Origin of the sequence: Prescottella sp. D32, from assembly GCF_037287305.1 — a bacterium.
Lineage (GTDB): Bacteria > Actinomycetota > Actinomycetes > Mycobacteriales > Mycobacteriaceae > Prescottella > Prescottella equi.
This window is the reverse complement of the sequence record NZ_JARBSW010000001.1, coordinates 1,745,622-1,770,388: the sequence shown is the minus strand read 5'-3', so window position 1 is coordinate 1,770,388 and position 24,767 is coordinate 1,745,622. Positions and strand designations below refer to the sequence as shown.

The following is a 24,767-nucleotide window of genomic DNA, read 5'->3' as shown; positions in this document are numbered from 1 at the left end:
GGCCATGCAGACCTTCGGCCCTCCCGGCGGGCACCCCGCCGCGATCGTGCTCGCCGGTGGACGTGCGACCCGGATGGGCGGGATCGACAAACCCGGCCTCGTCGTGGCGGGCCGTCGGATGCTCGACACCGCACTGGACGCCGTCGCCGACTGTGATCGGGTGGTCGTCGTGGGTCCGCACCGCGACGACCTGCCGGCCGCGATCGTGCAGACGCAGGAGTCACCCGCCGGCGCCGGCCCGGTCGCCGCGCTGGCCGCGGGCCTGGCCGCGCTCGATCGAGCACCCGGCGACATCGTCGTGCTTCTCGCCGCCGACCTGCCGAGCCTCGACGCGACGGTCGTCGCGGCTCTCGTCGCGCGCCTGCGCGCCGACCCCGGCGCGGAGGCCGCGTTCGCGGAGGACGACGACGGCCGACTGCAATTCCTGCTGTCGGCGTGGCGCCGGACCGCGCTCGCCGCGCGTCTCGACGCGCTGCCCGACCGCACGAACCTGCCGATGAAGGCGCTCGTGCCGGACCGTCACGTCACGCTGGTGTGCGCGGGCGTCGCCGACTGCGACACTCCGGCCGACGTCGAGCGGGCCCGCGTCGCCCACGTGCCGGGGCCGATGGACATCACTACGGCGCGTACGACGATCCGGAACACGCTCGCGCCCTTGCCGATCCGTGCGTCCGCTCTCGGCGACGCGCTGGGGGCCACACTCGCTGCCCCGCTCGTCGCGGCGGAGGCGCTGCCCCGTTTCGACGTCTCCGCGATGGACGGCTATGCCGTCTCGGGACGGGGACCGTGGCGACTGCACACCGAGATCCGATACGCCGGGGCGGCCTCCGATCTCGTGCTCACCCCCGGGGACGCGGTGCGGATCGCGACCGGCGCCCAGGTCCCGCGCGGTGCGACGTCGGTGATCCGGGACGAATTCGTGGACGTGGCACCGGATTCGGTCGGCAGGCTCGTGGTGCGGCGCCCCGAGACCCCGGAGCGCGACGACACCCGTCGCCGCGGCGAGGACTGGCAGCCCGGCCATCACCTCGCCGAGGCAGGGACCGCGGTGACTCCGATGCTCGTCTCGGCCGCCGCGAGCGCGGAGGCGACGACGGCCGAGGTGCGCGGACCGGTGTGCGCACACGTCGTGGTGACGGGCGACGAGATTCGACGCAGCGGCCCCCTGCGCGCCGGTCAGACGCGCGACTCGCTGGGACCTGTGCTGCCGGACCTGCTGCGGCACTGCGGGGTCCGAACCGTCGCCGACACGCATCTTCGGGACACCGCCGACGGCTTCGACACCCTCCTCGACGGCGCCCGGGACGCCGATGTGATCGTGGTCGTCGGCGCGACGGGTGGCGGCGCCGCCGATCAACTCCGCAGCGCACTTCTGCGTGCCGGCGCCCGGATCGTCGTCGGACGGGTGCGCTGTCGGCCCGGAGGTTCGCAGGTGACCGCCATGTTGCCCGACGGCCGGGTGGTCCTGGGACTGCCCGGCAATCCCGTCGCGGCGGTGGCGACCTTGCTGATGGTGATGCCGGCGATCGTCGACGCGCTGACCGTGCGCACGCCCGTCGTACCGATGACCGGCGCGGTGTCGAACGCGTCGCAGGTCGGTGCCTCGGTCGCCCGGATCGTGCCCGTCACGCGGCAGGTGGACGGGACCTGGCGGGCCGACACGATCGTGCGCACCGCACACCTGGCGGGGCTGATCGGGAGGGAGGCGCTCGCGCTCGTCCCGCCCGCCCCGGTCGACGGTCAGAGTGTGGAGCTGCTGCCCCTCCCGACGTGACGGCGGGTCAGTCGGGCTGAGCCCGCCGCTGCTCCCGACCGATCCGGCGCTGCTCCTCGGCGCGCTCCCGGCAACGCCGCAGGAACTCCTCGTCGGTCTCCGAGTCCTGCGCGATGTGTCGTCCCGGCCGGTCGTACTCGGGGAACGCCGACGGCGGTCCGGAACGACGCGATGCGCTGTATCCGCCTTCCGGACGGCCCGCGACCAGCCACAGCACCGAGCCCAGCAGCGGCACCAGCACGACGACGACGGCCCAACCGACCTTCGGGATGTTCCGTACGGCGTGCTCGTCGGCGACGATCACGTCGACCAGACAGAACACCCACAGGACCATCACGATCAAACCCAGATACGGCATGGACGCCGACCCTCCCCACTTCCGCCCCGACCACGATGACTCCCCGACCACACGTGCACCGTCGATGAAACCAACCCAGAGGTACGTAGCGCAACTATCGAGTCTCGCCCGAGGAGCCGGGGCGTGCGGGACGCGTGATCAGATCCCCAACGACCGCGCGATCATCGGCCAGGAGTTGTGCAGGTCGTCCTGCCAGTAGCCCCACGAGTGCGTGCCACCCGGCTTGAAGTCGAACGTCGCCGGAATCTGCAACTGGGCCAGACGATTCGCGAGATTGTGGGTGCAGTAGTTCGTTGCCGCTTCGATGATGCCGCCCACGATCACCTGGTTGGCCAGCGCGGCCGGGCGACCGTCGATCCCGAGACCGTCCAGTGTCTCGTGCGGACCGGGCAGTCCCGACCCGGTGGTGATGTACAGTTCCGTGCCCCGCAGGCGTTCGGCGTTGGCCACCGGATCGTTCTGCCCCCAGCCGGGCCCGTCGAGCGGCCCCCACATGTTGGTGACGTCCACCCCGCCGCGGAGACCGACCACGGTCTGGATGAAACTCTGGCCGGCCGGCGTCGCCGTCTCGGCGCAGCCGCTGAACGAGCCGACACTCCGGTAGAAGCCGGGCTTGGCGATCGCGTAGTTGAGAACCGACGTGCCGGTCATCGAGATCGCGGCGATCGACTGCACCTTGTTCGTACCGAACTCGGCGTCGATGACGGGAGGCAGTTCCTCGAGCATGAAGGTCTGCCACTTCTGGCGGCCCAGCTTCTCGTCGTCCTTCTGCCAGTCGGTGTAGTAGCTGAAGGCGCCCTGAAGGGGGGTGACGACATTGACGTTCTTGTCCTGGAAGAACTGGTTGATGTCCGTGTTCCGCTGCCACGTGGCCCGGTCCTCGCCACCGCCCGCGCCGTTGAGGAGGTACAACGTTGGGCGCGGCGCGCTGCCGTCCGCGGGACGAATGACCTCGAGCGGAATGTTGCGGTCCATCGAGGGCGAGTACACCGAGATGTTCACCCTGCGATCGGATACCGCGGTCGATTTCACCAGATACGCGCCGGAGGCTTTCGACACTGTCGTCACCGCACCGCCCGCGGTGTCGCCGCCCGCGGTGTCGCCGCCCGCGGACGCCGTTGCCGGAACGGCGACCAGCGGGACCACCGCCGCGGCGGCTGCGGCCACGAACAGACGCGTCGCCGAAAATCTCGGATGCCTCATGTGAAACCCTCTCCCCCGGAACACGAACGCGCCGGACCTCACCGGACCGCAGAACCACGCCGGACCATACCGAGCGAATCGCCCCGAGTGTCCCGATCGGAGTTTTCGCTCGAAGTTCACCCGCCGCCTCACCCGCCTGCGCGGACCGCCCGCGAAAATCACGTTGCGGAGCAACGGCACCGGTCGCTAGGGTCGTCCGCAGACGTTCGAGAGCGACCAGGAGGTGAGTCGATGATTGCGGTGACAGCCACTGCCGTGGGCACTGCCCGGACCATCCTCACATCCCGGGCCTCGATCTGAGTCGAATCCCCTCTTCCTGACCGGACGGTGCGCAACAGCGCGCCGAGGGTGAAGCGCGTCCTCGGACGGGGCCCGATCCCGAAGGGTCTCACCATGTCTTCTTCACCATCGTCTTCATCACCATCGTCTTCATCACCATCCCCCAACTCCCCCGCACACGGCCTCGCCGCACTCGGCTGGGACGACACGCTCGCCGAACAGTTCACCGAGTACGAATCCCGAGGGCTCGTCGCTGCCCGCGTCGCCAGGGTCGACCGTGGTCGCTGCCACGTACTGACCGCGAGCGGTTCGGTACGTGCCGACAGCACGGCCCTCACGACGTCCGATCCCGAGCACACGGTGTGCACCGGAGACTGGGCTGCACTCGAACTCGGCCCGCAACCTCGAGTCGTGGCAGTACTGCCGCGACGCGGCGTGATCGCACGAGCATCGGTGGGTCGGACGTCGCATCGCCAAGTTCTGGCGGCCAACGTCGACACCGCCTGCGTCGTGGTGTCACTCGCCGCACCGATCAAGCCGGGCCGAATCGAGCGGCTGCTGGCGCTGGCCTGGGACGCCGGCACCACACCGTTGATCGTTCTGACGAAAGCCGATGCCGCCGAGTGCGATCCGGGGACCGCAGCGGCCGAGGTCTCCGCACTGGCGATCGGTGTCGACGTCGTCACCGTCAGCGCCCGCACCGGAGAGGGGATCGACGAACTCGCGCGGCGCCTACCCGGAACCACTGTGTTGCTCGGCCCGTCCGGTGCCGGCAAGTCCTCGCTGACCAACGCCCTGCTCGGCGAAGACCGGATGGATACGAACGAGGTCCGCGCCACCGACGGCAAGGGACGGCACACCACGGTGCACCGGGAACTGTTCCCCGTCCCGGGAGGCGGTGTACTGATCGACACCCCCGGACTGCGAGGCATCGGCGTGCACGACGTCGGCGACGGCATCGAGCACGTCTTCGGTGACATCGAAGAGATGGCGCAGGGCTGCGGATTCCGGGATTGCCGGCACCGCAGCGAACCGCGATGCGCGGTCCAGGACGCGGTGACCGACGGTCGACTCGACCTCGAGCGGCTCGACCGCTACCGCCGAATGCTGCGCGAGAGCGAATGGGCGGCGTCTCGCGGCGACGCCCGGCAGGCCGGCAAGCGCACCGCCGCGGACAAGGCCATCACGCGCGACATCAAAGCCCTGTATCGCCTCCGCGGGCGCCGAGACTGAAACCCGAATCCACTTGAAACGGAAGGATTACATGACCATTCACTGGACCACCCGGCCCGAGAGCGACACCGACAGCGACGCCGTCCGCCGGATCCTGCTGGCTGCGTTCGACACCGCCGAGGAGGCCGATCTCGTCGACGCGCTGCGCCGCTATCCGGCGTGGGTCGACGGCTTGTCGATGCTCACCGTCGACGCCGACGGCGAGCCCGTCGGGTTCGCGCTGCTCACGCGCTGCCACATCGGCGACACCCCCGCACTGTGTCTGGCGCCGTGCGCGGTGCTGCCGCAGTATCAGCGGACCGGTGCCGGCTCCGCCGCGATCCGTGCGGTGCTCGGTGCTGCGAAGCAGCGCGGCGAGCACTTCGTGACCGTCCTCGGGCACCCGGAGTACTACCCGAGGTTCGGGTTCACCCGCGCGTCCGCGCACGACGTGCGGATGAACGTCGACGTCCCCGAGGACGCCCTCATGGTGCTCGCGTTGGACGGGCGCCCGATCCCGGGCGGGACGATCACCTACGCCGCCGCGTTCGGCGACATCTGACGGCGACCCAGCACGAACGACCCCCGCGCGACCGCTGCCACGACGAGTAGCAGCGTCAGCGCACCGGCGACGTAGATCCACGCCGGGGTTCGGTCGGCGTCCGGGGCGGCCTGCACGGCAGTGTCCGCCTCGGACGCCTTCGTCTGCGCCGACGGCAGCGCTTTCGATGCGTCGGACACGTTCGTCGAAAGCCCCTGCACCACACCGGTGATCGGCCCGGTGCCGTCGACGAGCTGCCCGGTTCCGTGGGCGAGGGCCTTGCCACCGTCGTCGAGGAGCGCGAGGCCGTCGCTCAGCTGCCGGGCGCCGTCCGCAACCTGTCCCACACCGCTGACGAACTGGGCGGACGGATCACTCAGCTCGTACGACAGTTGCCGAGCGCCGTCCTTCAGCATGGCGAGCTGCGCGAGGGTGTCCGGTCCGAGCCCCTCGGCGTCGAGCTGCGCGACGAGGTCGTTCACCCGCCCCGACGCGGCCTGCGACACCGGATCGGTGGATGCCGACAGCGCTGCCGCCACCTGCCGCAGCGAACCGGTGACCTGCCCCTGCAGCTCCCCCAGCCCGGAGAGCCGGTCCACGACCTCGTCGACGCCGCCGCTGATCTGTTGCGCGCCGTCACCGAGTTGTCCGACGCCTCCGCTCAACTGGTCGAGCCCGGCAGACAGCTGCCCCGCCCCGTCCCGAGCCTGCCCGAGTCCCACCGAGAGCTGGTTGGCGCCGTCGTCGAGCTGCCGGCCCCCGTCCACCAGCTGGTTCATCCCACCGTTCAACAGCGACAGCGGCAGGCTGGTCTGCTGCAGGCTCCGGCGGGCCTGCGCGAGAGCGTCGGCATCCGAGTCGGCGGGCGGACCCGCCTCGAGAGACGTGTCGGGGTCGGCCCTGCCCACGGGTTCGTCGGCGAACACGGTGAAGTACGACACCGCACCGACGACGGCGACGACGAGCAGGCCGAGGAGCGCGACGACCTGTCGGGTGGAGAGTCTGCGGCGGCGGGGTTTGTCGTGTTCGCTCATAGGTCCGCGAACGGTAGCCGCGGCAATTAAGCGATCTCTGAGATGGAGACACCTCTCACATCGATGTCGCCTCCGCCGCGACCTCGGCGATGACCGCAGCGTCCTCCTCACCGAACGTCTCCTCGAGCGCCTCGGGTGAGTAGTCGAGGTCGATCTCCTCGACCGGCCGGCCCCGGGCCGACTCGATCGCACCGAGGCGACGTTGCGCCCGGTCCGCGGCGTACTCGAGATACACCGCGGGGTCGATGCCGAACGGCGGTTCCTCGAACTGGTCGTTGACCCACTGGATCATGTCGAGCGCGTGCGGGAGAAGCTCCCCCATCCGCTGCTGGACGAGGTCCCAGTTGCTGTCGTCGGCGGCGACGTGCCGGCGGCACGTGAAGGTGCCCCACGCCATGTGCCGACGCTCGTCGTCACCGATGCGACGGACGAGTTCCTGCATGCCCGGGAAGATCCCGCGCTCGGTGCACACACGCTGCCACGCGTAGTAACCGGTGAGCGCGAGGCTGCCCTCGATGACGTGGTTGTAGGTGACGCTCGCGCGGATCTGGTTGGCCGGACTGGGATCGGTCTCGAGGATCCGCAGGGATCGCGGCAGCTCCTCGTAGAACAGCGTGCGATAGTGCGGGTTCTCGGCAACGAACGGGTGGAGATCGCCGTCGAGGCCGACGGCGTCCATCCACCGCCGGAACACCTGGACGTGCTTGGCTTCCTCGAAGCAGAACTGCGTCAGGTACATCTCGTCGTTGAACCGCCCCTCGGCGGCCATCGCCTTCATGAACGGCTGGATGTCCTCGGTGACCGCCTCCTCGCCGGCGATGAACTGGGTGCACAGGTACGTGGAACTGCGCTTCTCCTCACTGGTGAGTGAGGCCCAGTCCTCGGCATCCTGCGTGAAGTCGATGTCCGCCGGATTCCAGAACTTGGCATTGCCCTTCACGAACAGTCTGAGCGGGAATGCGTCCCAGTTGAGTCCGCCCTTGCGGAGCGAACTGAAGCCCTCTCTGTCCACCGATGTCGCGGTCATCCGAAGAACCTCCTGCGCCGACGTCCGCCTCGCACGCTCCCAGTCCCGGACCTGGACGTATCGATTGGGCCGAGCGTGCCCGGTCGCTTCTCACGGTAGTCCGGTTCGACCCCCGTCGGGAGTGTTTCCTGCACACCGATGCGCAAAGAAGTCGGGCGCGCGACGGCAATGCCTGTGTCTCCGGTCACCGCCGATGTCGTATGTTCCGGGAAGCAGTCGACGAAGGAGCAGTTGTGGACACGACCGAGATCGGATTCCTGCGCCGCGACGGCGACGGGTTCTTCCCGCTCGACATGGGTATCAGCAAGTGGTCACCCGACATGATCAACGGGCCGGCGATCACCGGCATCCTCGCGCGGGCCATCGAGAACGAGCACGGCGCAGAGGGATTCGTGCCGGCGCGCCTGACCGTCGACCTGTTCCGCCCGGCCCGGGCCGAGCAACTCCACGTCGTCGCCCGCAGCGTCCGCGACGGCAACCGTATCCGCGTCGCCGACGCCGAGGTGATCCAGCAGGGCGAGGCCGTCGCCCGCGCCTCGGTGGTGTTCCTGCGCCGCTCGGAGCAGCCGCCGGGCGAGCTCTGGACTCGCCCCGACACACCGCAACCGCCGCCGCTGAGCCTCCTCGAACCGTTGCAGGCACCGTCACATCCGTGGATCGGCAGCGACGGCCATCCCGCCGGCTGGTCACCGTCACTGCGCGATCACGAGGGTTCGAGCCGCAAGCGCATGTGGCAGTACCAGATCCCGGTGGTCGCCGGGGAGGAACCGTCACCGTTCGCCCGCGCCGCGATGGTCGGCGAGACCACCAGCCTCATGACCAACTGGGGCACCGCCGGCATCGGGTTCATCAACGCAGACCTGACCCTCGCGCTGTCCCGGCTGCCGGAGGGACCGGAGATCGGCATCGAGGCAGACAATCACCTCAGCGTCGACGGCATCTCCGTCGGTAGCACGACGATGTTCGACCGGCGCGGACCGATCGGCACGTGCATCGTCAGCGCACTGTCGAACGCCGAGCGGCAGCTGGGGTTCCGCCGCTGACCCGCGCCGCTCGCGGACTCGCCAGGAAGAAGCGCTCGGCGACCAGGTCGGCGATCGCGTCGTGCGCGCCGAGCGGGTCCGCGACCCCGTCCGCCCCGGCCTGACCCAGCCGCGTGTGGAACAGGCCGGGCGCCAGCAGGTACGACGCGACGAACACTCGCTGTCTCCCCTCCGCCCGAAGTCGGGCGACGGCCTCGGCCACCGTCGGCGTGCCGGAGGCGATGTAGCCGACCGGGACGTCACGGCGCACCCGCGCCGACAGCATCGCCGCGGCGCGGCGTACGTCGTGCCGGCCCCGCGGATCCGACGACCCCGCCGCGGCAAGCACCACGGCATCGCCGGGCCGCCAACCGGATTCGCGCAGTCGCTGTTCGAGCACCCGTGCCAGGGCGGGGTGCGGGCCGAGGGCGCGGGTCACGACGACCCGCGGGTGTCCGCTGTCCGCGACCGCACGGGGCACGTCGGTGTGCACGTGGTACCCGGACGCCAGGAACGCGGGCACGAGCACCGCCGGTCCGCGGACGTCGCACAGCACCTCGGTGGGCGACGGCCCCAGCACGTCGACGAACGCGGTGCGCACCGCCCCGACCCGCTCGGCCGCCGCTTCGGCCAGCGCCGCAACGGTTTCGACGCCGGCGCGGCTGCGGGTGCCGTGCGCGACGAGCACCAACTCCGCGGCGCTCACCGGCTTGCCTCGAGCAGCCGGTCGTACTCCGCCGGGTCCAGCGCCAACCGGTAGCCACGCTTGACGACGGTCTGCACCGCCTTGGGTGCCCCCAGGTGGCTGCGCAGCCGCGCGATCGCGGTCTCGACGGCGTGCGGATCACCGCTGCCGCCGGGGAGCGACGCCAGCAGGTCCGCACGGGAGACCACCATGCCGGGCCGCTCCGCCAGGCGTCGTACGAGTGCCATTCCGGCGGGTGAGAGCACCTTGACCTCGCCGTCGACGACGACGCACGAGCCGCGCACGCTCAGTTCGTGGCCGCCCGCCCGCACCTGCGCGTCCCGCCGCGGCAACTCGTCCGCGATGTGCCGGGCCAGCGACCCCAGACGTGAGCGTGCCGGCATCGTCGTAGGTGCCCCGAGTGCGGTCAACGGCGCGGCGGTGACGGGTCCGACACACGCCGCGAGCACCCGCCCGTCGAACGCCCGGAGCAGCGGTTCGAGCGCACCGGTCTGCTTGGCGCGGCCCAGGATCGAGGCGACCGCGGGCGCACTCGTGAAGCTCACCGCGTCCAGCCCACCGCACCCGACGGACTCGATCAGCCGGTCCATCGCGCTGCAGTCGTCCGGCGGCGTCCATCGGTACACGGGCACCGCGATCACGTGGGCCCCGGCGGCCCGCAGCGCCGCGCAGAAGTCCGGTGCGGGTTCCCATTCGGTGGTTGCACCGTGCAGTTGCACAGCGATTCGTCGGCCCGCGATGCCCTCGCCCAACAGATGTTCGAGCACCTCCGCCGACGACTCGGATTCCGGCGACCACTCCTCGCGCAGGCCGGCGGCGCGCACCGCTCCGGTCGCCTTGGGACCACGAGCCAGGATCCTCGTGGACCCCAGCGCGGTGAGCAGTTCCTCGCCCGTTCCCCAGCCCTCGGCCGCACCCATCCAGCCCCGGAAACCGATGCCGGTGGTCGCGACGATCACGTCCGGCGGGTCCGCGACGATCGTCTCGGTCACACGGGCCAGTTCGGTGTCGTCGGCGAGCGGGATGATCCGGATCGCCGGCGCGTGCACGACGTCCGCACCCCGCCGGACGAGCAGCGTCGCGAGCTCGTCCGCCCGACGCGACGCCGTGATCCCCACCGTGAAGCCGCGCAGCTCGTCGCCACGCGGCGGCCCCCCAGCCGTCACGTGGACCCGACCGGGGTCACGCACACCTGGACGACGTCGCCGCCACGCCCCTCGACGACACGGACCGGGTACACCGGCAGCCGCACCGACGCGTCGTCGAGACACCTCCCGTCCACGAGCGAGAACACCTGCTTGAGCAGTGGCGACGCAACGGTGGGTTCACCGTGCCGGTCGCCGACCAATCCCCGGGACATCACCGCGGCCCGGGCGACGGGGTCGATGTTGCCCACCGCTCGCAGGCTGCCGTCGGCGAGCCGGAACAGTGCGGCCTGGGCGCCGCCGCGCAGGAGCACGGCCACGCCGCGCCCCGGGATCAGATGGCTCCGCGTACACGCGGACGTCCAATGCCGTGCCTCCGCCTCGAAGGGCGTCTCACTGGTGCCGACCTCGCCGGACACCCAGCTCTCCATCACCGTCATCGCAGACCTCCCTGTCCTGTGCTCATTCAAAAGTCGGGTTGTTTCCGCGGCGTTACTCCTCGATTACCGACTCGAGGAGAGTTCCGAACGGCGTTCCGGTACGTCCGGTATGCCCATCAGGACGGGCACCTTGCGGGGTCCGGAGTCGTCGAACACCACGGTCGGGTCGGGCACGTCGGGGGCGTTGACGAACGACACGAACCGCGACAGCTTCTCCGGATCCTCGAGTACCCCGGCCCACTCGTCGCGGTAGCCGGCGACATGCCGGGCCATCGCCGCCTCGAGGTCGTCGGCGATCCCGAGGCTGTCGTCGCACACCACGGCCTTCAGGTGATCGAGTCCGCCGTCGAGCGATTCCACCCACGGCGCGGTGCGCTGCAACCGGTCCGCAGTGCGGACGTAGAACATGAGGTAGCGGTCGATGTACCGGATCAGGGTCCCGTCGTCGAGACCGCCCGCGAGCAACTGCGCGTGCCTGGGCGACTGGCCGCCGTTACCGCCGACATACAGGTTCCAGCCGCTCTCGGTGGCGATGACGCCGACATCCTTGCCGCGGGCCTCGGCGCACTCGCGCGCGCACCCCGACACCCCGAACTTGATCTTGTGCGGCGCGCGCAGGCCGCGGTACCGGTTCTCGAGTCGCACCGCCATCCCCACCGAGTCCTGCACGCCGTACCGGCACCACGTGGACCCGACACAACTCTTCACGGTGCGCAGCGACTTCCCGTACGCCTGACCGGATTCCATGCCGACTTCGATCAGACGCCGCCAGATCTCCGGTAGCTGCTCCACGCGGGCGCCGAACAGGTCGATCCGCTGACCACCGGTCACCTTGAGGTAGAGACCGTAGTCGCGGGCGATCTCGCCGATCGTGATGAGCTGTTCGGGCGTGCACTCGCCGCCGGGCATCCGCGGCACCACGGAGTAGGTGCCACCCCGCTGGATGTTGGCGAGGAAGTGATCGTTGGTGTCCTGCAGTGCGGCCTGCTCGCCGTCCAACACGTGGTCCGACGACGTGGACGCGAGGATCGACGCGACGACGGGCTTGCAGATGTCGCAGCCGGTTCCGGTGCCGTACTGCGCGATCAGCCCCGAGAACGTTCGGGTGTCGGTGGCGCGGACGATCTCGAACAGTTCGGCGCGGGACTGCGTGAAGTGCTCGCACAGCGCCTTCGACAGCTCCACACCCGACGCCGCGAGCAGTGCCTTCACGGTCGGCAGGCACCCACCGCACGTCGTGCCCGCGCCGGTGCAGTTCTTCACCGAGGCGAGATCGCACGCACCGTCGGAGATCGCCGCGCAGATCTCGCCCTTGGTGACGGCATTGCACGAGCACACCTGCGCGTCGTCGGGAAGTGCTCCGGCGCCGGGCTTCTCGCCGGCCGGGGAGATCAGTGCCGCGGGGTCGCCGGGCAGCTCCCGTCCGACGAGCGGACGCAGCGATCCGTACGCGCTCGCGTCGCCGACGAGGATGCCGCCGAGCAGAGTCCGCGCGTCGTCGGAGACCACGAGCTTGGCGTAGGTGCCCTTCGCGGCGTCGCTGAGCACCACCTCCAGGGCGCCCGGGGTGGCGGCGTGCACGTCGCCGAAGCTCGCGACGTCCACGCCCAGCAGCTTGAGCTTGGTCGACAGGTCGGCGCCCGGGAACACCGCGTCGCCTCCGAGCAGCCGGTCCGCGACCACCTCGGCGGTGGTGTATCCGGGCGCGACCAGCCCGTAGCAGCGGCCCTCGACGGCCGCGCACTCACCGACCGCGAACACCGCGGGATCGGAGGTGACGCAACCGCTGTCGGTGAGGATGCCGCCCCGCTCGGCGACGGCGAGCCCGGCGTCGCGGGCCAGCTGGTCGCGGGGCCGGATGCCCGCCGAGAACACCAGCAGCGTCGCGTCGATCACCGTCCCGTCGGACAGTTCCACGCGCACCCCGGCCGGGCCGTCGGTGATCGACGCGATGCCGGTGCCGGTGTGCAGCGCGAGCCCGAGGTCGGTCACCAGCCGGGCCAGCACGGCGCCGCCGCCCTCGTCGACCTGCAGTGGCATGAGGCGTGCGTTGTGCTCGACGACGTGCGGCGTCATACCCAGCTGCCGCAACGCGTTCGCGGCCTCGAGCCCCAGTAGCCCGCCGCCGACCACGACACCGACCGCACTCGGTCCGGCCGCCTCGGCCCGCGCGCGGATCCCGTCCAGATCGGTGGGAGTGCGGTAGACGAAGCACAGATCGTGGTCGTGGCCGGGCACCGGCGGCACGAACGGATACGAGCCGGTGGCGAGGACGAGTGCGTCGTAGTGCAGTACCTCCCCCGTCGACGTCGTGACGATGCGAGCATCCGGGTCGATCGACTCCGCGCGCACCCCCACCCGCAGATCGACGGCGCCGTCCCCGTCGAAGTCGTTGCCCGACAGCGCGAGTTCGCGCACATCCCAGGAGCCGACGTACGACGACAGCGCCACCCGGTCGTACGCCGGCACGTCCTCCTCGCCCAAGACGATCACCGTCCAGGTGTCGGCGTCGTCGCGCGCCCGCAGCGCCTCGACGAATCGGTGTCCCACCATGCCGTGTCCGATGACGATCGCGGTCCGTACGCTCATGCCGCACCTTCCTTCCGGGCCCGTTGTGTCGTGTCTTCGTCGTGTTCGTTCCGGGGATCGGTGGTCCGCAGCCAGTCGCAGATCCCCTCCACCGCGGAACTGCAACCTCCGCACCCCGTCGTCGCACGGGTCGCCGTCGCGAGCGCCCCGACCGACCGCGCACCGGCCCGCCACGCGCCCGTGAGATGCGCCTTGGTCACCGAGTTGCAGCGGCAGATCACCGCGCCGCCCGGCATGCCGGCGGGGCTCGCGGTCTCCGACGCCGCGCCGGTGCGCCCGGTCAGCAGCGACATCCGGTCCTGCGGCACCGGCAGTTTCGCGTCGAACAGCTGGGTGACCGTCCCGACGGTGTCGGGGCAGCCGAGCAGGACCGCTCCGGCGATCCGCCCGTCGGCCACGACCAACTTGGCGTAGCGCCCGCGGGCCGGGTCGGCGACGGTGAGAACCTCGAGCTCACCGTCGTGCAGGTCCGCACTCACGTCACCCATCGACGCGAGATCGATGTCGTGGGCCTTGAGCCGCGTCACCGGCGGGGTGCCGTGGTACTCGGCGGTGGCGTCGGCGCCGGTGATCCGGTCGGCGACCACCTCCGCCTGCTCCCAGCCCGGCTGCACCAGCCCGTACACCTCGCCGCGGTGCTGCGCGCACTCGCCGATCGCCCACACGTGCGGGACGTCGGTGCGCAGCGCGTCGTCGACGACGATCCCGTGCTCCACCGTGGCGCGGACGGCCGACGCCAGCTCGGTCGCCGGCCGGATTCCGGCCGTGAGCACCACGAGGTCCGCGAGAAGTTCGGTGCCGTCGTCGAGCACGAGCGCTCTCCCGGAGGCGTTGCGACGCAGGGCGACCGCGCGGCGCTCGAGTACCACCCTCATGCCCAGGCTCGTCAGGACGCGGGTGAGTACCCGGCCGCCGCCCTCGTCCAGCTGCCGCTCCATCGGCACCGCCCTGGGATGCACGACGGTGACGTCGGCGCCGCGCAGCAGCAGCCCGCGGGCGGCCTCGAGCCCGAGCAGCCCGCCCCCGAGTACCACCGCCCGGCAGCCCGGGCCCGCGGCCTGGGCGATGCGCGCGCAGTCCTCCACCGTCCGGAATGCGACGACGTCCGAATCGTCGGCCGACATCCCCTCGATGCGCGGCACGAACGGAACGCTGCCCGTCGCGAACACCAGCTCGTCGTAGCCGAGCGTCGTGCCGTCGTCGCCGCACACGGTTCGGGTCGCGGTGTCGATCCCGGTCACCCGCACCCCGGTGCGGACGTCGACGTGGTTGCGGACCCACCAGTCGTCGGGCCGCAGCCGGGTGTCGCGCGCGGTGATGCTGCCCGCCAACACGTTCGAGAGCAGGATACGGTTGTACGCGGCCCGCGGCTCCGCACCGAACACCACGATCCCGAGCCGGGCCGGGTCACGTTCGCGCCGCCGCAACTCCTCCGCCAGCCGCGCCCCGGCCATGCCGTTGCCCACGATCACCACCCGGCTCACGGGGCCACCGCCCGGGCCGGCTCCAGCCGCACCGCGCACACCTTGAACTCCGGCATCCGGCTCGTCGGATCGAGTGCCGGGTTGGTGAGCAGGTTGGCGCGGGCGTCGCCGGCGTAGTGGAACGGCAGGAACACCGTGTCCAGGCGCATCGAGTCGTCGCACCGCACCGTGACGGACACTCGGCCGCGGCGCCCGACGACGAGCGCGTCGTCCGCGTCGCGCACTCCCGCCTGTGCCGCGGTGTCCGGGTGCACCTGGACGAACATCGACCCGGCCGCGGACGCCAGCTCCGCGACCCGGCGGGTCTGCGCGCCCGATTGATAGTGCGCGAGAACACGTCCCGTGGTCGCGACCAGTGGGAACTCCTCGTCCGGCGCTTCTGCCGGACCCCGATGCTCGACGGCGGTGAACCGAGCCCTCCCGTCGTCGGTGCCGAAGCGGTCGAGGAACAGCCGGGGCGTCCCGGGATGCCCGACGTCGGGACACGGCCAGTGCAGCACCTCCCCCGCATCGAGACGGTCGTAGGTGACGCCCGCATAGTCCGCGCCGCCACCGGCGGATGCGGCCCTCAGCTCGTCGAACACCTCGCGCGGCTCGACCGGGAACCGGTGCGCAGGCTGCCCGAGCCGAACGGCCAACCCACGCAGCACTTCGAGCTCGCCGCGAGCTCCGTCCGGTGGTTCCACACCCCGACGCCGCCGCAGCACGCGCCCCTCGAGGCTCGTCATCGTGCCCTCCTCCTCGGCCCACTGCAGGACCGGCAGCACCACGTCGGCCATGGCGGCGGTCTCCGACAGCAGGAAGTCGCACACCACCAGCAGATCGAGGGAGCGCAACCGGTCGACGACGTGCCCGGCCCGGGGCGCCGACACCGCGAGGTTGGCGCCGTGCACCATCAACGCGCGGGGTCCGCCGGGGCGGCCGAGCACGTCGAGCAGTTCGTACGCGCTGCGGCCCGGCCCGGGCAGGTCCGCCGGATCGACGCCCCACACGCGTGCGACGTGCTCGCGTGCAACGGGATCGCTGATCTTGCGGTAGCCGGGCAACTGGTCCGCCTTCTGCCCGTGTTCGCGGCCACCCTGGCCGTTGCCCTGACCGGTGACCGGGCCGTAACCGCTGCCCCGCCGGCCGGGCAGGCCCAGCGCGAGCGCCAGCCCGATCCACGCCGAGACGGTGTCGGTGCCGCTCGCGTGCTGCTCTGTCCCGCGCGCGGTGAGCACGTACGCGCCCGTGTCCGCCCGTCGGGACCGCGCCAGGACCTCCACTGCGCGCCGCAGCGCCGCGACCGGGACCCCGGTCACCCGTTCGGTGCGCTCGGGCCACCACTGTGCCGCTGCGAGCCACGCGTCGTCGAATCCGGTCGTGCGGGTCTCGACGAACTCCCTGTCGAGGTGCCCCTCGGTGACGGCGAGGTGCAACATCCCCAGCGCCAGGGGCAGATCCGTGCCGGGCGCGAGTTGCAGGTGCAATCCGCCGCCGGCCAACGCCCGGTCCGCCGTGGCGGTGCGCCGCGGGTCGACGACGATCAGCCCGCCGGCCTCCGCCGCCGCCGTCAGGTGCCCGACGAGCGGCGGCATCGTCTCGGCGACGTTGCCCCCGATCAGCAGGATCGCCTTCGCCGACGTCAGATCGGTGACCGGGAACGGCAGTCCGCGATCGAGACCGAACGCGCGGATCCCCGCCGCGGCGGCGGACGACATGCAGAACCGCCCGTTGTAGTCGATGTTCGACGTGCCGAGCGCGACGCGCGCGAACTTGCCGAGCATGTACGCCTTCTCGTTGGTGAGCCCGCCGCCGCCGAAGATCCCCACCGCGTCCCGACCCCCGACCTCCTGCGCGGCGCGGAAGCCGTCGGCGACCCGGTCGAGGGCGTCGTCCCACGAGGTCGGCTGCAGCCGCCCGGCGACCCGGACCAGGGGCGTGGTGAGCCGGTCGGGGTGGCGCAGCAGTTCGGCGCTCGTCCACCCCTTCTGGCACAGGCCGCCGCGGTTGGTCGAGAACTGACGGGCCGAGACGGTCGGCCCGGATGCGCCGTCGGCGGTGAGCGCCATCGCGCACTGCAGGCCGCAGTAGGGACAGTGGGTGTCGATCCGTCGGCCGACGACGGGCGCGATCACGACGCCACCGCGATCGACTGTCCGGCAACGTCGTTCGCTGCGGACGTGCGCCGCACGAACACGATCCAGGTGACCACGGCGCACACGACGTAGAAGCCGAGGAACACCCAGAACGCCATCGTCGCCGACTTGGCGGGGCTGCTGTACGACGCCCGCAGCACCAGGTTGATCCCGACTCCCCCGAGCCCGCCGATCGCACCGGCGAACCCGATCAGTGCCCCGGTCATGTTGCGCGACCACGCGGCCCGCGCGTCGGCGTCCAGTCCGTCCAGCGTCCGGGATCGGCCCTCGAAGATCGACGGGATCAGCTTGTACACCGACCCGTTGCCGATGCCGGAGAGCACGAACAGCGCCACGAAGCCGATCACCAACGCGGTCATGGCGGTCCCGGTCGCGGCGCCGGGGGTGGCGTCGTCCGCGGTGCCGGCCGCGACCAGCACTGCCGCCGCCAGCACCATCGCGGCGAACGTCCACAGCGTGATCCGGCCACCGCCGATGCGGTCCGCGAGCCGGCCACCGAGCGGACGGGCGATCGAGCCGAGCAGCGGCCCCAGGAACGCGATCTGCGCGGCGTGCAGTGCGGCCTGCGCCGGGGTGTCGCCACCGGCGAGGAAGTTGATCTGCAGCACCTGACCGAACGCGAAACTGAACCCGATGAACGATCCGAACGTACCGATGTAGAGGAAGCTGACGATCCACGACTCCCGAACCCGCAGCGCTTCGAGCATCGAGTGCAGGTCGGCCTTCTGCCCCGTGAGGTTGTCCATGAACAGCGCCGCACCGACCGCCGCCACCGCGATGAGCACGAGGTAGACCGCGCACACCAGGTACGGCGCGGTGTTGCCGACCGTCGCGATGACGAGCAGACCCACCAACTGGATCACCGGCACGCCGATGTTGCCGCCGCCCGCGTTGAGCCCGAGTGCCCACCCCTTGAGACGCTGCGGGTAGAACGCGTTGATGTTGGCCATCGACGACGCGAAGTTGCCGCCGCCGACACCCGCGGTGGCCGCCACCAGCAGGAACGTCGTGTACGACGTGCCGGGGTGCATCACGAACCACAGCGTCAGCAGTGTCGGGACCAGCAGTACCAGCGCGCTGAAGATCGTCCAGTTACGTCCGCCGAACCGCGCCGTCGCCACCGTGTACGGGATGCGCAGGATCGATCCGACCAGGGTTGGCACGGCTACGAGGAAGAACTTGCCGGCCGCGTCGATGCCGAAGACATCGGTCGGCATGAACAGCACCATCACCGACCAGATCGACCAGACCGAGAAGCCGACGTGCTCGGCGACCACCGACCACACGAGATTGCGTCGGGCGATGGCCTTGCCGCCGGCTTCCCAGGCGTCGACGTCCTCGGCGTCCCAACGCTCGATACGGTGGCCGCGCACCGTGGGCGCGGCGCCGGACGTTTCTGTGGGCCGATCGGAGAGAGTGGTCACCTGGGCCTCCTACCTGTGTGGGAAACCCCAAGGTAGGAGGCCGGTGTTGCGTCGGTGCTGCGCCCGGTGACCCGTCCGTCAACTCTCGCTCACGATCGCCCGGCCGGGCGGTGAGGTCCACGAACGTCCAGGTCAGGCGGCTTTCGCGCCCCAGCTGTCTTCGAGCATGCGGGGCTTGCACGCCGCCCACGCCGAGATCAGGACCACGACGACGGCGACACCGAGCAGCGCGAACGGCGCGCCCCAACCGCCGGTCGACTCGTGCAGTACGCCGAACAGCAGGGGCCCGACGCACGCGACGGTGTAACCGATGCCCTGGGTGAATCCGGACAGCGCGGCGGACCCGGCGTGCGTCCGGGTGCGCAGGTTGATCAGCGTCAGCGACATCGGGAACGTGCTGGGGCCGAGGCCGATCACGACCACCCACAGGATGGGCGCCGCCATCGGCGCGAGGAACAGGCCTGTGAATCCGATCGCGTAGGCGAGCGCGCAGCCCACGACGATCGGGAACGGGTTGCGCATCCGGGCGCACACGCTCGGCGCCGCGAACGCCGCGATCAGCCCCATGAACGAGAACACCGCAACCATGCTGCCGCCGAACGATTCGCTCGCCCCCGCCTCGGTGAGGATCTTCGGGATCCACGTGAACATCGAGTACGTGATCAGGGATGTCATCCCGAACATGCCGGCCATGCCCCAGCCGACGGGCGAACGCCACGGGCGTCCCGGCGCGTGCGACTCGGCGGGCAGCGCCGCCGCGGCGGCGGCGCCGCCGACCTGCTTGCGCCCACGGGCGAGGATCATCAACCACGGCGCGGCAGCCGCGAAGCCCAGCAGCGACCAGACGCCGATCGAGATCCGCCAGTCGAACGCGTCCGCGAGCGGCACCGCGACCGTGGCGGGCAGGATCGTGCCGATCTGCACACCGGTGATGTAGACCGAACTCATGAGCGCCAGCCGGTCGCCGAAGTACCGCTTGACCAGCGGCGGGATCACGACGTTGCCGATACCCATGCCGCCGAGGGCGAGTGCCGACAACGCCAGCAGCGACCACGTGTCCGACACCATCGCGCGGGTGAGCATCCCGACGCCGGCCATCATCATGCCCAGCAACGCGGTCCATTCGAGCCCCAGCCGACGCGCGATGGCCGGAGTGAGCAGGCCGAAGACCGCGAACATCGCCGTCGGGACCATGCCGAAGACGCCGACCACGGTGGACGAGAAGCCCAGTTCCGAGCTGATCTGGTCGGCCAGCGGCGTGAAGGAGGTGACCGCCGTTCGCAGCACCAGCGCCGACATGGCGATCGCGGCGAAGACGAGTACCCGGCCTGCCAGGAGCGGTTGTGGCCCGCGCGGGGCCGTGGCGATGGATCCCGCGGAGCGGGAACTGCCTGCAGGCGCGGTCATGTACTGCCTCGTTCCGTGATCGATCGGAGAAAATTCGGGAGCGCTCTCGCCGTGGCTTTGGCACTCGACCGGATAAATCATAGGATGACCGGATGAAAGAGGGCAAAGCATAATTCGTGTGACGCCCGTCTACCCGCAGGAGCTCCGTTGCAACCCGTTCGCCGCAGCACCCTGATCACGCAGGTGACCGACCAGCTCCGGGACGAGATCCGCTCCGGCAAGTGGCCGGTCGGCTCACGCATCCCCACCGAGCCGGAGCTCTCCGAACTCACCGGGACCGGTCGCAACACGGTGCGCGAGGCCGTCCAGGCCCTCGTCCACACCGGACTGCTCGAACGACGACAAGGGTCGGGCACGTACGTGCTCGCGGCCTCCGAAGTGAGCGGCACGCTGGGCAAGTACTTCGCCGGCGCGCACGAACGCGACGTCCTGGAACTGCGCCAGTCGCTCGACGTGACGGCCGCGGGACTCGCCGCGCGTCGGCGCGACGACCAGGACATCCGGAACCTGCGCGCCCTGCTCGCCGCCCGCAGCGAGGCCTGGCACGGCAGCGATCTACGCACGGCGATCACGGCCGACATCGCATTGCACCGCGGCATCGTCGCCGCCAGCCACAACCGCGTGTACCTCGAGTTCTACGACTCGCTGCTCCCCGCGATCGAGGAGACGGTCACCAAGCACGCCTCCGCGACGGGCGCCGCATTCCACGACGAGCACAGCGAACTGGTAGAGGCGGTCATCGACGGCGACAGCGTGCGCGCCGTCGCGGCGGCCCGCTGCTTCTTCGACGAACTGCTCGCGGGCTACGCCTAGACCCGGCGGCAGCTGGGGTCGGTGTGGCTAGAGGATCAGCCGCACCAGATCCGCGGTCCGCAGCAGACCAGGCAGCGCGTCGGGCGTCGAGCGCGGATGCAACGCATGGACGGAGAGCCGGAAGAGCAACGCCCGCAACAGCATCTGCGGCCACTCGGGTAGATCTTCCCAGCGCCCGATCAACCCCTCGTCGGCGCCGCCCCACGACAGTGCGTCGACGACGACCACACCGGCCGCCCACGCGGCGGGACGCCAGTACGGGGTGATGTCGGTGACGCCGGGCGCGGCGCTGCCGTCGAACAGCACGGTGCCGAACAGGTCTCCGTGCACGAGCTGGTCCGGGGACCGCACGGGCTTGCGCAGGGTCGCGAGCTGACCGATCACGTCGACGCTGCGCTTGGCATCGGGAGTGAGGTCCTCGAGCGCCCCCGCCGCACGGGCCGTCCGCAGCGGGACCGTTTCCCACGCGGCCCGATCCGCGGCGACGAAGACGTCGACGTCCGCCCACGGCGCCACCGGCGGCTGGGCGAGGAATCGAGGTCGCTCGAGCTGCGCGGTCGCGGCGTGCAGGCGCAGCGACAACGACACCACCTCGTCGTGCCGAGGCTCGGACGAGCCCGTCAGGAAGGTGTCGGCGCGCCAACCGGAGACGACGTAGCGGCCGTCGGTGGCCCGCACCGGGCGGGCGAGGCGCACCGCGTCGACCGCGAGCGTCTCGCGTACCTTCGCGGACCACGCCGCGCGTGCATGATCGGCTACCGCCGACAGCACGACGTCACCGCAGCGCCAGCCGCCGTCCCAGTCGGCACCCAACGCGACCGGCTCGACCTCACGGAGACCGAACGTGGAACAGACGTGCTGGGGCGGTTGCGTAGAGCTCACGGCCGTCAGGCTACCGCCGCAGACCGTCCGTTTCGGTGAGGCTCTCCGAAGGCCGCGCTGATTGGATCCGTGGGGACGTTCAGTAGACCGGGAGGGACGGGTCGACCTGGTTCGCCCATGCGACGACCCCGCCCTGCAGATGCACCGCGTCGGCGAACCCGGCCTTGCGGACCGCGGCCAGCGCCTCCGCCGAGCGGATGCCGGTCTTGCAGTGCAGCACGATCCGCTTGTCCTGCGGTAGTTCGGAAAGGGCCTCCCCCGACAGGATCCGGTCCTTGGGGATCAGGGTCGCGCCGGGCAGGTGCACGATGTCCCATTCCACCGGCTCCCGCACGTCGACGATCGCGATGTCGGCACCCGCGTCGAGCAGCGCGCGCAGTTCACGCGGGGTGATCGTGGCGTCGCGCTCGGCCTCGGGAACCGACGTCACCCCGCAGAACGCGTCGTAGTCGACGAGTTCGGTGACGGCCACCCGGTCGGGGTCGCGGCTGAGCCGCACGGTCCGGTAGTTCATCGCGAGAGCGTCGTAGATCATCAGCCGGCCCAGCAGCGACTCCCCGATGCCGGTGATCAGCTTGATCGCCTCGGTCGCCATGATCGACCCGATCGACGCGCACAGGACGCCGAGCACACCCCCCTCCGCGCACGACGGCACGGTACCCGGCGGGGGCGCTTCCGGGTACAGGTCGCGCAGCGTGATGCCGCGCCCGTCGGGGGCGGCGTCCCAGAACAGCGACACCTGCCCCTCGAACCGGTAGATCGACCCCCACACGTACGGGCGCCCGGCCAGCACGGCGGCGTCGTTGACGAGGTAGCGCGTCGCGAAGTTGTCGGCGCCGTCGAGGATCAGGTCGTACTCGCCGAAGAGTTCGACGGCGTTGGACGCGTCGAGCCGGAACTCGTGCAGGCGGACGTCGACGTGCGGGTTGATCTCCACGATCTTCTCCCGCGCACTCTTCGCCTTGGGCCGTCCGACGTCGGCGGTGCCGTGGATGACCTGACGCTGCAGATTCGACTCGTCGACGACGTCGAAGTCGACGATGCCGATCGTGCCGACACCCGCCGCCGCGAGGTACATCAGCGTCGGCGAGCCCAGCCCGCCCGCTCCGATGACCAGCACGCGGGCGTTCTTCAACCGCTTCTGTCCCGTCGTACCCACGTTCGGGATGATCAGGTGCCGGCTGTAGCGGGCCACCTCGTCGCGGCTCAACTCCGCCGCAGGCTCCACCAGAGGGGGAAGCGGACTCTTCGCGGACACCACACGCTCCTGAACTCGACCGGTCAACGCTCGTCGTCCAGCCTAGGCGGTCGGCAATCTCACCTCGAGGTCGCTCAGGTCGGACACCACGACGTCCGCACCGGCCTCCCGGAGCGCGTCCGCATGATGAGCACGGTCGACGCCCACGACCACCCCGAAGCCCCCACGCCGGCCCGCCTCGACGCCGGCCAGCGCATCCTCGAGCACCACGCACTCCGACGCGGACAACCCCAGTCGCCGAGCGCCCTCCAGGTACGTGTCGGGCTCCGGCTTACCGGCGAGCGCCAAGCGGTCGACGTCCACGCCGTCGACCCGGGCGTCGAACAGGTCGGTCAGGCCGGCCGCGTCGAGCACGCGGACCGCGTTGCGGCTGGCGGTCACCAACGCGACCGGCACGCGCGCCGCTCGCAGTCTCCGGACGAGTGCGACGGTGCCGGGGAACGCCTCGACCCCGTGCTCCTCGAGTTCGTGACCGAACATCGCATCCTTGCGGGCCGCCAGTCCGCACACCGTGTGCTCGGTCGGGGGATCCGACGGCCGGCCGTGCGGGATGTCGATCGAGCGGGAGGCCAGGAACGACGCGACGCCGTCGACGCGTGGCCGGCCGTCCACGAACTGCAGGTAGTCGTCGGACGTGAAGGGTGGTTCGCCGCGGCCCCGTTCGGCCAGGAATCCGTCGAACAGTCGCTTCCATGCCCGTTCGTGCACGCGTGCGGTGTCGGTGACCACGCCGTCCATGTCGAACAGGAATCCCGCGCACACGGCGTCCCCGATGCGGGCGGCTCCGGCGGCGGTCACGGTCGGTCCTCAGCCTCGGGGGTACGGCCAGGGATTGAAACGGCACACCTTGCCGTCCATCGGGACGACGCCCTCCGGGTCGAGCTTGGCGATGTCGTTGTTGGCGGTGCCGAACGACTGCTGCATCATCACCGGCGCGAGCCCGCCGTCGGTCTCGCACGGCTGATGCGCCTGGTACCCGATGGCGTGCCCCACCTCGTGGTTGATCTGGTACTGCCGGTACGAACCGATGTCGCCCTGGAAGGCGGTGGCGCCGCGCACCCAGCGGGGCTCGTTGAGCACCACCCGGTCGATACCCGGGTTGAAGCAGGACACCTCGAGCTGGATGTCGTAGCCACAGGCCTCGCGGATCGTCATCTGCGAGGTCAGCGAGATCCGGAAGTCCGGCCCGTTCCCGTTCTTCAGTAGCGGATCGGTCGCGTCGACGCGCCGGAACGCGAATCGCGGATCCCGTGTCCAGCTCTTGGGGTTGCCGAGCGTCTGGTCCACCATCCGGCCGAACGCCTCGTCGCCGCCCAGACCCGCCGTGTCGATTCCGTCCTCGACCTCGACGCTGTACGTGAACACGCGCTCGGTGCCCTGCCCGACCTGGCCGGTCGTGCCGGGCACCACGTGCCAGGTGCCTGCTCCCGTGGCGGTGAACGGCCCGCCGTCGGGCAGCGCACCGGCGGGCACGGTGTCGGCGAAATTGCCGTCCGCGAGGGGCGGGACGCCGACGATGTCGGTGCCGTCCTCGTGGCTGAGCACACCGAATCCGGGGTCGTCGGAGGCCGCGGAGTCGGAATCACCGATCCCGCGGACAGCGTCGACGAGCACCAGCACCGTGACGATCAGGAGGACCGGGATCGCGTAGGCGCGCCACCCGTACATCGAGACGAACCTGCCGAGTTTGCTCTGCTTGCGGACGTCCCGCTCGGGTCGTGGAGCCCGGGGACGACCGATGTTCCGGCGGGTCGGATCCCACAGCGCGCGCAGCGGCTCGTGCGGATCGGGTACCCGGCCGGGGTCGATGCCGGAGGCCCGGTAGTCACCGGATCTCGGGTCGTCGGACGCCTCGGGAACTGTGCCCCCCAGGCGCGGTCCTCCTCGGTCAGTCACCCCGCCAGAATCTCACAGACCGCCCGACGGTTCACCCGGCGCGCCGGAAATCCGGAGGGCACGACCCCCGTGTGTGAGGTGCCCCACCGGCCGCTGCACAGCTCCCGCGCCACCCCGCACCGTCACCGCCGGCGG

General features: G+C 70.8%; 21 protein-coding genes. 5 read left to right on the top strand and 16 right to left on the bottom strand.

The window, feature by feature from the left end; all coding sequences use genetic code 11:
* Positions 1-4: 4 nt before the first annotated feature.
* Positions 5-1,774, top strand: a complete 1,770-nt coding sequence (locus PSS76_RS08150; RefSeq protein WP_064059288.1) for an NTP transferase domain-containing protein — start codon at positions 5-7, stop codon at positions 1,772-1,774.
* A 7-nt stretch (positions 1,775-1,781) separates the two neighbouring features.
* On the opposite strand, the gene PSS76_RS08145 is transcribed toward PSS76_RS08150, so the two are convergent.
* Both PSS76_RS08145 and PSS76_RS08140 read right to left on the bottom strand, forming a co-directional pair.
* Positions 1,782-2,132, bottom strand: a complete 351-nt coding sequence (locus PSS76_RS08145) for a PLDc N-terminal domain-containing protein (protein ID WP_005518808.1) — start codon at positions 2,130-2,132, stop codon at positions 1,782-1,784.
* A gap of 138 nt (positions 2,133-2,270) precedes the next feature.
* The gene (locus PSS76_RS08140; RefSeq protein WP_221278090.1) at positions 2,271-3,335 is read right to left on the bottom strand and encodes an alpha/beta hydrolase; all 1,065 of its coding nucleotides are present in this window, start codon (positions 3,333-3,335) and stop codon (positions 2,271-2,273) included.
* 393 nt (positions 3,336-3,728) lie between these two features.
* On the opposite strand from PSS76_RS08140, the gene rsgA reads away from it, so the two are divergent.
* A complete protein-coding gene (gene rsgA / locus PSS76_RS08135) occupies positions 3,729-4,847 on the top strand; it encodes a ribosome small subunit-dependent GTPase A (RefSeq protein WP_233285060.1) in 1,119 nt (372 codons plus the stop codon).
* A 31-nt stretch (positions 4,848-4,878) separates the two neighbouring features.
* On the top strand, positions 4,879-5,388 hold the full coding sequence (locus PSS76_RS08130) for a GNAT family N-acetyltransferase (RefSeq protein ID WP_064059290.1): 510 nt from the start codon (positions 4,879-4,881) through the stop codon (positions 5,386-5,388).
* On the opposite strand, the gene PSS76_RS08125 is transcribed toward PSS76_RS08130, so the two are convergent.
* A complete protein-coding gene (locus PSS76_RS08125; RefSeq protein WP_013416705.1) occupies positions 5,361-6,401 on the bottom strand; it encodes a methyl-accepting chemotaxis protein in 1,041 nt (346 codons plus the stop codon). The genes PSS76_RS08130 and PSS76_RS08125 overlap by 28 nt on opposite strands.
* 55 nt (positions 6,402-6,456) lie before the next feature.
* Positions 6,457-7,428 (bottom strand): R2-like ligand-binding oxidase, encoded by a 972-nt coding sequence (locus tag PSS76_RS08120; RefSeq protein WP_005518799.1) that lies wholly within the window; start codon positions 7,426-7,428, stop codon positions 6,457-6,459.
* Between the two features lie 200 nt (positions 7,429-7,628).
* Between PSS76_RS08120 and PSS76_RS08115 the strand changes: the two genes are divergently transcribed.
* Positions 7,629-8,471: an acyl-CoA thioesterase domain-containing protein gene (locus tag PSS76_RS08115; RefSeq protein WP_041674349.1), complete on the top strand. Its 843-nt coding sequence runs from the start codon at positions 7,629-7,631 to the stop codon at positions 8,469-8,471.
* Here the strand turns inward: PSS76_RS08115 and PSS76_RS08110 are convergent.
* From PSS76_RS08110 to PSS76_RS08075, 8 genes are all read right to left on the bottom strand, one after another.
* Positions 8,425-9,156, bottom strand: coding sequence for a sirohydrochlorin chelatase (locus PSS76_RS08110; RefSeq protein ID WP_013416707.1), 732 nt, complete (start codon positions 9,154-9,156; stop codon positions 8,425-8,427). The two genes, PSS76_RS08115 and PSS76_RS08110, sit on opposite strands and share 47 nt — an antisense overlap.
* Positions 9,153-10,322: a uroporphyrinogen-III synthase gene (locus tag PSS76_RS08105; RefSeq protein WP_005518796.1), complete on the bottom strand. Its 1,170-nt coding sequence runs from the start codon at positions 10,320-10,322 to the stop codon at positions 9,153-9,155. Before PSS76_RS08105 ends, PSS76_RS08110 begins: the two co-directional genes overlap by 4 nt.
* Positions 10,319-10,741, bottom strand: a complete 423-nt coding sequence (gene nirD, locus PSS76_RS08100) for a nitrite reductase small subunit NirD (RefSeq protein WP_005518795.1) — start codon at positions 10,739-10,741, stop codon at positions 10,319-10,321. Before nirD ends, PSS76_RS08105 begins: the two co-directional genes overlap by 4 nt.
* A 63-nt stretch (positions 10,742-10,804) precedes the next feature.
* Positions 10,805-13,330, bottom strand: a complete 2,526-nt coding sequence (gene nirB, locus PSS76_RS08095; protein ID WP_221278093.1) for a nitrite reductase large subunit NirB — start codon at positions 13,328-13,330, stop codon at positions 10,805-10,807.
* Entirely contained in the window at positions 13,327-14,814 is a 1,488-nt protein-coding gene (locus PSS76_RS08090) for an FAD-dependent oxidoreductase (RefSeq protein ID WP_084955079.1), read from the bottom strand. The genes nirB and PSS76_RS08090 overlap by 4 nt, the downstream gene beginning before the upstream one ends.
* Positions 14,811-16,931, bottom strand: a complete 2,121-nt coding sequence (locus PSS76_RS08085) for a molybdopterin oxidoreductase family protein (protein WP_221278094.1) — start codon at positions 16,929-16,931, stop codon at positions 14,811-14,813. The genes PSS76_RS08090 and PSS76_RS08085 overlap by 4 nt, the downstream gene beginning before the upstream one ends.
* Entirely contained in the window at positions 16,928-18,325 is a 1,398-nt protein-coding gene (locus tag PSS76_RS08080; RefSeq protein WP_221278789.1) for an MFS transporter, read from the bottom strand. The genes PSS76_RS08085 and PSS76_RS08080 overlap by 4 nt, the downstream gene beginning before the upstream one ends.
* A 183-nt stretch (positions 18,326-18,508) precedes the next feature.
* Entirely contained in the window at positions 18,509-19,675 is a 1,167-nt protein-coding gene (locus PSS76_RS08075; RefSeq protein WP_044991362.1) for an MFS transporter, read from the bottom strand.
* Positions 19,676-19,930: 255 nt separating this feature from the next.
* Between PSS76_RS08075 and PSS76_RS08070 the strand changes: the two genes are divergently transcribed.
* Positions 19,931-20,596 carry a FadR/GntR family transcriptional regulator gene (locus PSS76_RS08070; protein WP_013416713.1) on the top strand — a complete coding sequence of 222 codons (666 nt, stop codon included), beginning with the start codon at positions 19,931-19,933 and terminating at the stop codon, positions 20,594-20,596.
* Positions 20,597-20,623: 27 nt separating this feature from the next.
* Here PSS76_RS08070 and PSS76_RS08065 read toward each other — a convergent pair whose 3' ends face one another.
* From PSS76_RS08065 to PSS76_RS08050, 4 genes are all read right to left on the bottom strand, one after another.
* Positions 20,624-21,478: a TIGR02569 family protein gene (locus PSS76_RS08065; RefSeq protein ID WP_005518784.1), complete on the bottom strand. Its 855-nt coding sequence runs from the start codon at positions 21,476-21,478 to the stop codon at positions 20,624-20,626.
* A gap of 79 nt (positions 21,479-21,557) precedes the next feature.
* Positions 21,558-22,736 (bottom strand): adenylyltransferase/sulfurtransferase MoeZ, encoded by a 1,179-nt coding sequence (gene moeZ / locus PSS76_RS08060; protein WP_337456101.1) that lies wholly within the window; start codon positions 22,734-22,736, stop codon positions 21,558-21,560.
* Positions 22,737-22,778: 42 nt separating this feature from the next.
* Positions 22,779-23,534, bottom strand: coding sequence for a beta-phosphoglucomutase family hydrolase (locus PSS76_RS08055; protein WP_013416715.1), 756 nt, complete (start codon positions 23,532-23,534; stop codon positions 22,779-22,781).
* Between the two features lie 9 nt (positions 23,535-23,543).
* The gene (locus PSS76_RS08050; protein WP_013416716.1) at positions 23,544-24,632 is read right to left on the bottom strand and encodes a DUF3152 domain-containing protein; all 1,089 of its coding nucleotides are present in this window, start codon (positions 24,630-24,632) and stop codon (positions 23,544-23,546) included.
* Positions 24,633-24,767: the final 135 nt, after the last annotated feature.